This window comes from Saccharomonospora halophila 8 (assembly GCF_000383775.1).
GTDB lineage: Bacteria > Actinomycetota > Actinomycetes > Mycobacteriales > Pseudonocardiaceae > Saccharomonospora > Saccharomonospora halophila.
The window spans coordinates 27,033-33,243 of sequence record NZ_KB912586.1 but is presented as its reverse complement, the minus strand read 5'-3'; the positions used below and the strand labels follow the sequence as shown (position 1 = coordinate 33,243).

Sequence of the window (6,211 nt, the reverse complement as noted above, 5' to 3'; positions counted from 1 at the left end):
CGCACCGCCTCCCGCACCGCGTCCGCGCGGTCGGTGGGTACCAGCGCGATGACGCAGCCGCCGAAGCCGCCGCCGGTCATGCGCGCACCGAGGGCACCCGCCTCCAGCGCCGTGTCGACCGCCGTGTCCAACTCGGGGACGGTGACCTCGTAGTCGTCGCGCAACGAGGTGTGGGACTCGGTGAGCAGCGGGCCGACCGCGTCGAGTTCGCCCGCGCGCAACCGTGCGACCACCCGGCTGACCCGCTCGTTCTCGGTGACCACGTGCCGGACCCGCCGTCGCTGCGACTCACCGTCGAGACGGGACAGCACGTCGGGCAACGTGTCCGTGGTGAAGTCGCGCAGCGCGCGCACCCCGAGCGCCGAGGCCGCCTTTTCGCAGGCGCGGCGCCGGTCGGCGTACTCGCCGTCCACCAGCCGGTGCGGTGCACGCGTGTCCACCACGAGCAGCGTCCGGCCGTGCGCGGCGGGGGCGAACGCCACCTGCTCGGTGCCCAGCGACCGCGTGTCGAGGAAGAGCAGGTGCCCGGCGGTGCAGGTCATCGACGCCATCTGGTCCATGACCCCGCACGGCATCCCGACGAAGTCGTTCTCCGCGCGCTGCGCCAGCCGCGCCAGCTCGGCCGGCCCGGCCGCGATCCCGAACAGGTCCGCCAACGCGCTCGCCACCGCGCACTCCAGCGCCGCCGACGAGGACAGCCCCGCTCCGGCGGGCACGTCCCCGTCCACCACGAGATCCACACCGCCGAGGTCGAACCCGTGCGTGCGCAGGCTCCACACCACACCCGCGACGTAGGCGGGCCAGCCGGTGACGGCGCCGGGTTCGGCGCCGAGGTCGAGGCTCTCCGGGGCACCGGGTTGCTGCCGGGACAGGACCCGGACCCGGGGCCCCACGCGCCTGCCCGCCGCCACGGTCACCGCGTGCGGGAGCGCCATGGGCAGCACGAAACCGTCGTTGTAGTCGGTGTGCTCGCCGATCACGTTGACCCGGCCCGGCGCCGAGAACACCCCGTCGGGAGCGCGTCCGAACGTCTCGGTGAACAGTTCGGCCGCGGTGTCCGCCCGCGTGCTCATGCGGTCGGTTCGCCCGGGGCGTCGGCGCCGCGGGCGTGCTCGCCGGGCCGTACCACCACCAGGTCGCCGACGCGTTCGGCGAGGCCGTTGCGGTGTTCCTCGGCCAGCCCGGAGTCGGTGATGAGGACGTCGGCGGCGTCGATCCCGGCGATGGTGCTGATGCCCCGCACGCTGTACTTGGTGTGGTCGGCCAGCACCACGAACCGGCGGGTCGCGTCGACGAACGCGCGGTCGGTCTCGGCCTCCATGAGGCTGGGCGTGGTGAACCCGCTGTCCGGGTCCATCCCGTGCACACCCATGAACACGACGTCGAGATTGACCGACCGGATCGCCGACACGGCGAACGGGCCCACCAGCGAGTCCGAGGGGGTGCGGGTGCCTCCGGTGAGCACCACCGTCTGGTCCGGCCGGGGCTCCCGGGAGAACATGTCCGCGACCTGCGTCGAGTTGGTCACCACGGTGATGTCCGGGACGTCGCGCAGCAGCCGGGCGAAGGTCCAGGTCGTGGTGCCGCCGGAGATGCCCAGCGCCATACCCGGTTCGACCAGGCGCAGCGCCTCGGCTGCGATGGCCTCCTTCTCCGGGGTCTGCTGGTGGGACTTCGCCGCGAACCCGGGCTCGTCGGTGCTGCGCGCACCGGGCAGCACCGCGCCCCCGTGCACCTTGCGCAGCGTGCCCTCCTGCGCGAGCATCTCCAGGTCCCGCCGGACGGTCATGTCCGACACGCCGAGGTGTTCGACCAGCGAACTCACCCGCACGGCGCCGGATCTGCGGACCTCGTCGAGAATGCGTGATCGACGCTGACTCGCCAACATCAGGCGCGTTCCTCCCTCGTGTGCACCGGCTCGTGCGGAGTACACAGGATCGCACATTTTCCCACGTGTCGCGAGCGAAGCGCTGGACCGCCGCGGTACCTCTACTGGAGCGTGGAGCGCACTGATCGTGTTCTGACTGCCGTTCCTGCTGCTCACCGAGATCAGCTACATAACCCCGACGAGAGTGGTGGTGTTCTTCATCATCACGGTAGCCTTGGCGGTCATCTGGTCTGGACGAAGTACTGGGCAGCGCGCACCGGCTTCTGGACAGGCGCGGCGTGCGCGTCCCCGTCCGGGTGCCTTGCAACGGTGCGCCGCACGGCGGAGCACTCGCCGCCCCTGACCACGGACAGCACGCGGTCCACCACCGCGGCGGTCTCGCCGCGGTGGTGGCCACCCGCGCTCGGTATCGGCTCGCTCACACGGTCAACACCGAACGGTTATTGATGGTCGCCATGCTCAGCTCGGCTCGCCGCGACGGCGAACGGCCAGCACACCCGCACCGGCCGCACCGGCCAGCGCGAGACCACCGATAGCGAACATCCGGACGTCCTCGGTTCCTGCGGTGCCGCCACCACCGGTGTCGACGCCACCGTCGGGCATGGCGCCGATCTGCGACCCGCTCAGCGCTCCGCACAACGCCGGGGCGGTCGCTGCCAGTGGCAGCGACGGGTCGAGCTCGCTCTTGGCCTCCTGCGCCTCGGGGCTCAGTGTTGTCGGGTCGAGGCCGTGCACGACGATCACGCCGGTACCGTTGCGGACCGACTCGGCCGACTCCTGGTTCAGGGTGAACGTGCGCTCGTAGTCCGCGCTCGGCCCGCCGGGGAAGCGCTCCACCGCGAGAGCGGAGTCCGCGCTGGTGTCGCCTTCGGTGGTCAGCGACGTGCCGATCGGACCGTAGGAAGGTTGTCCTTCCAATGTGGACACGACGCCGTCGCCGTTCTCGTCGGCCGACGGATCGGGACACTCGCCCCGGCCTGCGATGTGGATGTGCTGGGCGTGCGGGAAGGGCCCGCCTTGGAAAGTCTCCGCCAGACCCTCGTAGCTCACGGTCACCGTGGCCTGGTCACCACTGAAATCGACCATCGCCTGGCCCGAGCCACCCGAGTTGTTCAACGGCTGAAGCGTCGTCCGGAACGACTCCGAATCGGACTGTGCGAGCGCGCTCCCTGGCAGGAAAAGTGCCAGACCCAGCGCACCCGCGAGGGCCGTCGACCGTACCGTTTTCGTTCGCATCGAATCTCCTAACTTCCACGTCGGGAAAGGGAGAGGAAGCCCTTCTGGCCGCTCCTTCGAATGTGAGCCGAAGGGAAACCGCCGGCCCGTGGAACGACCCGGGCTGTAGTTCGGTACTGCTGCGTAGCCGGATTGGGTCGCTTCTCGGTCGCGGTGTCCAGACCGCGACCCGGTGGGGAGATTCCCGTGGCGGCCGAGCGTAAACCGCTTGTTCCCGGCTCTCGACCGCCTTCCTCGTGTTCACCCGTACGAGTGGTCTGGATGTGGACAACGTCAGTCGACCGTCATCGAGCCGTCCATGTGGGTGTGGAAGGTACGCGTGCTCGGGGAGGTATCGGGCTGGGTTCGCGCGGTGACGTGACGGTGGCGTTGCCCTCGATCGTGAAATCGACGTCGCGAGCTGAATGCACTGCCTTGGGAGGTTTGAACTGGGGACGCGGAACCGGCCCCGGACCGATGCAAGGTAGAAAGGTCCAACCACGCACTGCGCGACGCATGGGCCGACGCCCAGCCCTACCAATCCGAGCGCGAACGCCGTGACGCAGGCGGCTCGCCACGTCGTGTTCCACGGACTCCCTACCCCCGTCGGTTCCGCCCGTAGACCGCCGCCGGGCACGCTCGGAACCGGCCGGTACGCCACAGGTCGGGAGGCCCGCGATGCGTCGTGTGTCCGTGTTCGTCGGTGTCACCGCGGCGGTGCTGGTGGCCGGGCCATCGGTGCGGCCCGCGGCGGCCTACCCGCCCGCGCCGCCGGGGGAGGCGGTGACCCGGGACCACCTCGCCGAGCTGACGGTCGCGCCGGACGGGTCGATGGACGGCTACGACCGCGACCTGTTCCCGCATTGGGAAGCCCAGAACGGCAACTGCGACACGCGGGACACGGTGCTGCGCCGGGACGGCGCGAACGTCACCGTGGGCTCCGACTGCGAGCCCACCGGCGGCAGCTGGTACAGCGTCTACGACGCGCGGTGGGTCTGGGACGACTCCCAGGTGCACATCGACCACGTCGTCCCGCTGGCGGAGGCGTGGCGCACCGGCGCGCGGTACTGGACCGAGTACCGCAGGCAGACCTTCGCCAACGATCTCGACACCCAGCAGCTGATCGCCGTCTCCGCGTCGAGCAACCTCTCCAAGAGCGACGCCGAACCGGAGCAGTGGCAGCCGGACAACACGGGCTACCACTGCATGTACGCGCGGTCGTGGGTCAACGTCAAGTACGTCTACGACCTCACCGTCACCACCGCGGAGACCGCCGCGCTTCAGGACATGCTCGCCACCTGCTGACCGGGAGGGCCCTGGACCGAGAGGGCCGGACCCGGCGGCGGCTGGTCGTCGACCGTGCCGCCGCCGGGTTCTGGGGTTTTCCGATGGCCGGGGCCGTGCGGGTTATCCGGGGATCACTGTGGCGTGAAGTGCCACTGTTGGGAGGCGGTCGCGGTGCTGCGGCTGGGCAGTTCCCGCAGGGGCGCGTAGTTGTCGTCGCCGTACTTTCCGGTGAAGGCGAGGCTCTCGTTCATGTACGGGATCAGGACCCACCGGCTCGTGTTGCCGACCCTGCGCACGAACCACCACTGTGTCTTGCTCCCGTTGCAGGTGCGCAGGAAGACGCTCTTCCCCGCCTCGCCCTCGGCCTCCGCGCAGGTGCCGGTCCGGGCGCTCTTCCAGCGGTAGACCTGCTGCTCGCCGTACACGGATTCGAAGTGGAAGGTCCGGGAGATCGGGTGGTCGCTGCGGTAGTACACCTGGAGGAAGGTCCCGGGGTTGCCGACGGTGTCGTCGGGGATCACGTAGTTGGTGTGGGCGTGGTTCGTGATCACGACGGGATCGGTCGGGGCGGCCGACGACTGAGCGTGAGCTGTTCCGGTGAGCATGGTGCTCGCCAGGGCGACTGCGGCGACGCCACCGACAACGGACTTCCGCCGAAGGGTCATTCCACTTCTCCGTTTCACCTGGGTGAATGCTGGACGAGCGCCATTCTGGTCGTGGTGCGGTTTCCTCGTATCCGCTGCCGGGATGACGGTCTGTCACGTTCAGGTGGTTACGGAGAGTGTTGACCTCTCTCGGTAGGGATCGGCGTACTCGCCGGAGTTGGGGTGGGCGAGGTCAGAACGCGAAGCGGCGCACGGCCTCCGGGTGCAGGACGACGCGAACCTGGTCCTCGGCCAGCATCGCGTCGAAATCGGCGGCCCGGTCGTCGAGATTCCAGTAGCGGGCGGCGAGGCGGGAGACCAGGTCGTACGCTCCGTCGGTGGCCACGGCGGTGCGTCCGGTGACGGACACCCAGCGTTCGCGTTCGCCTGCCGGGGCGGCCACGACGAGTGAGGCACGGGGGTCCTGGTGCAGACGCCGCATCTTCGGCGAGTCCCGCAGCGTGAAGAAGTGGATCGTCCCGTCCGCGGTGGCTTCGAACCACACCGGCCGGGGCTGTGGCGGCTGCGGTCCCCCGGTCACGGTCAGGAACCCGTGCAGGGGGCGTGAGAGGAACTCGAGGTCCTCGGCGGTCAGCATGCTGGTCGTGGTGCTCATCGTGTTCCTTTCGAAAAGAGGGTCACGGGGATCTACTTCGAGGGGCGTAACGGCCTCGCGAACAACGGCCCGGACGACGGTCCGCGGGTGGCGAAGGTGACCTGGGAGGAGTACCAGCGCCGGTAGGCGGGGTCCTCACCGATCGGCCGTCCGATCGGCGCGAATCCGCGCGGCCAGGCCGGCCACGGCCGGTTTGGCCGTGCGGCCCGCGCCGATCAGGGTGGCCGAGGCGAAGCCGGTCCGGTCGCCGTAGCCGAGCAGATGCAGCCGGGGTTCGTCGACCGAGCGGGTGCCGTCGGTGACCGGGAGCCCGTCCCGCCACGAGAGGTCCAGTCCGATCAGGTGGTCCAGTACCGGGCGGAACCCGGTACACCAGAGGACCACGTCGCAGTGATACTCGCCGCCGTCGTCGAGGACGACGCCGTCGCGGGTGAGCCGGGTGAACATCGGATGCGCGCGCAGCACACCCCGGTCGCGGGCGTCGCGCACCGGCGGCACCATCACGATGTCGCCGAGGCCGCCGACGCCGGGACCGGGTTCGGTGCCCGACTCGCGGGCGGC

General features: G+C 70.1%; 7 protein-coding genes and 2 pseudogenes. 2 read left to right on the top strand and 7 right to left on the bottom strand.

All coding sequences use genetic code 11. The features are described 5' to 3' along the window. The 4 genes from galK to SACHA_RS0118590 all read right to left on the bottom strand — a co-directional run. The coding region (galK, locus tag SACHA_RS0118605; protein WP_019812182.1) for a galactokinase at positions 1 to 1,073 on the bottom strand (1,073 nt) is incomplete at its 3' end. Continuing rightward, positions 1,070 to 1,888, bottom strand: coding sequence for a DeoR/GlpR family DNA-binding transcription regulator (locus tag SACHA_RS23075; protein WP_039739779.1), 819 nt, complete (start codon positions 1,886 to 1,888; stop codon positions 1,070 to 1,072). The genes SACHA_RS23075 and galK, both read right to left, overlap by 4 nt. A gap of 221 nt (positions 1,889 to 2,109) precedes the next feature. Then, a complete protein-coding gene (locus SACHA_RS0118595) occupies positions 2,110 to 2,310 on the bottom strand; it encodes a hypothetical protein (protein ID WP_019812180.1) in 201 nt (66 codons plus the stop codon). Positions 2,311 to 2,347: 37 nt separating this feature from the next. Next, on the bottom strand, positions 2,348 to 3,124 hold the full coding sequence (locus SACHA_RS0118590) for a CHRD domain-containing protein (protein WP_028663336.1): 777 nt from the start codon (positions 3,122 to 3,124) through the stop codon (positions 2,348 to 2,350). A gap of 657 nt (positions 3,125 to 3,781) precedes the next feature. Here SACHA_RS0118590 and SACHA_RS0118585 point away from each other — a divergent pair. After that, a complete protein-coding gene (locus SACHA_RS0118585) occupies positions 3,782 to 4,408 on the top strand; it encodes an HNH endonuclease family protein (RefSeq protein ID WP_028663335.1) in 627 nt (208 codons plus the stop codon). A 113-nt stretch (positions 4,409 to 4,521) separates the two neighbouring features. Here SACHA_RS0118585 and SACHA_RS0118580 read toward each other — a convergent pair whose 3' ends face one another. Beyond that, positions 4,522 to 5,055 carry an RICIN domain-containing protein gene (locus SACHA_RS0118580; protein WP_019812177.1) on the bottom strand — a complete coding sequence of 178 codons (534 nt, stop codon included), beginning with the start codon at positions 5,053 to 5,055 and terminating at the stop codon, positions 4,522 to 4,524. A 172-nt stretch (positions 5,056 to 5,227) separates the two neighbouring features. Then, entirely contained in the window at positions 5,228 to 5,650 is a 423-nt protein-coding gene (locus SACHA_RS0118575) for a pyridoxamine 5'-phosphate oxidase family protein (RefSeq protein WP_019812176.1), read from the bottom strand. 24 nt (positions 5,651 to 5,674) lie between these two features. Here SACHA_RS0118575 and SACHA_RS26365 point away from each other — a divergent pair. Then, positions 5,675 to 5,776: pseudogene (locus SACHA_RS26365) on the top strand (peptidoglycan-binding protein); the annotation flags it as partial. Positions 5,777 to 5,785: 9 nt separating this feature from the next. On the opposite strand, the pseudogene SACHA_RS23070 reads toward SACHA_RS26365, so the two are convergent. After that, positions 5,786 to 6,211: pseudogene (locus tag SACHA_RS23070) on the bottom strand (pyridine nucleotide-disulfide oxidoreductase); the annotation flags it as partial.

Coding starts and splice junctions, on each gene's coding strand:
- SACHA_RS23075 (WP_039739779.1), bottom strand. CDS start 1,888: ATGTTGGCGAGTCAGCGTCGATCACGCATTCTCGACGAGGTCCGCAGA.
- SACHA_RS0118590 (WP_028663336.1), bottom strand. CDS start 3,124: ATGCGAACGAAAACGGTACGGTCGACGGCCCTCGCGGGTGCGCTGGGT.
- SACHA_RS0118585 (WP_028663335.1), top strand. CDS start 3,782: ATGCGTCGTGTGTCCGTGTTCGTCGGTGTCACCGCGGCGGTGCTGGTG.
- SACHA_RS0118580 (WP_019812177.1), bottom strand. CDS start 5,055: ATGACCCTTCGGCGGAAGTCCGTTGTCGGTGGCGTCGCCGCAGTCGCC.
- SACHA_RS0118575 (WP_019812176.1), bottom strand. CDS start 5,650: ATGAGCACCACGACCAGCATGCTGACCGCCGAGGACCTCGAGTTCCTC.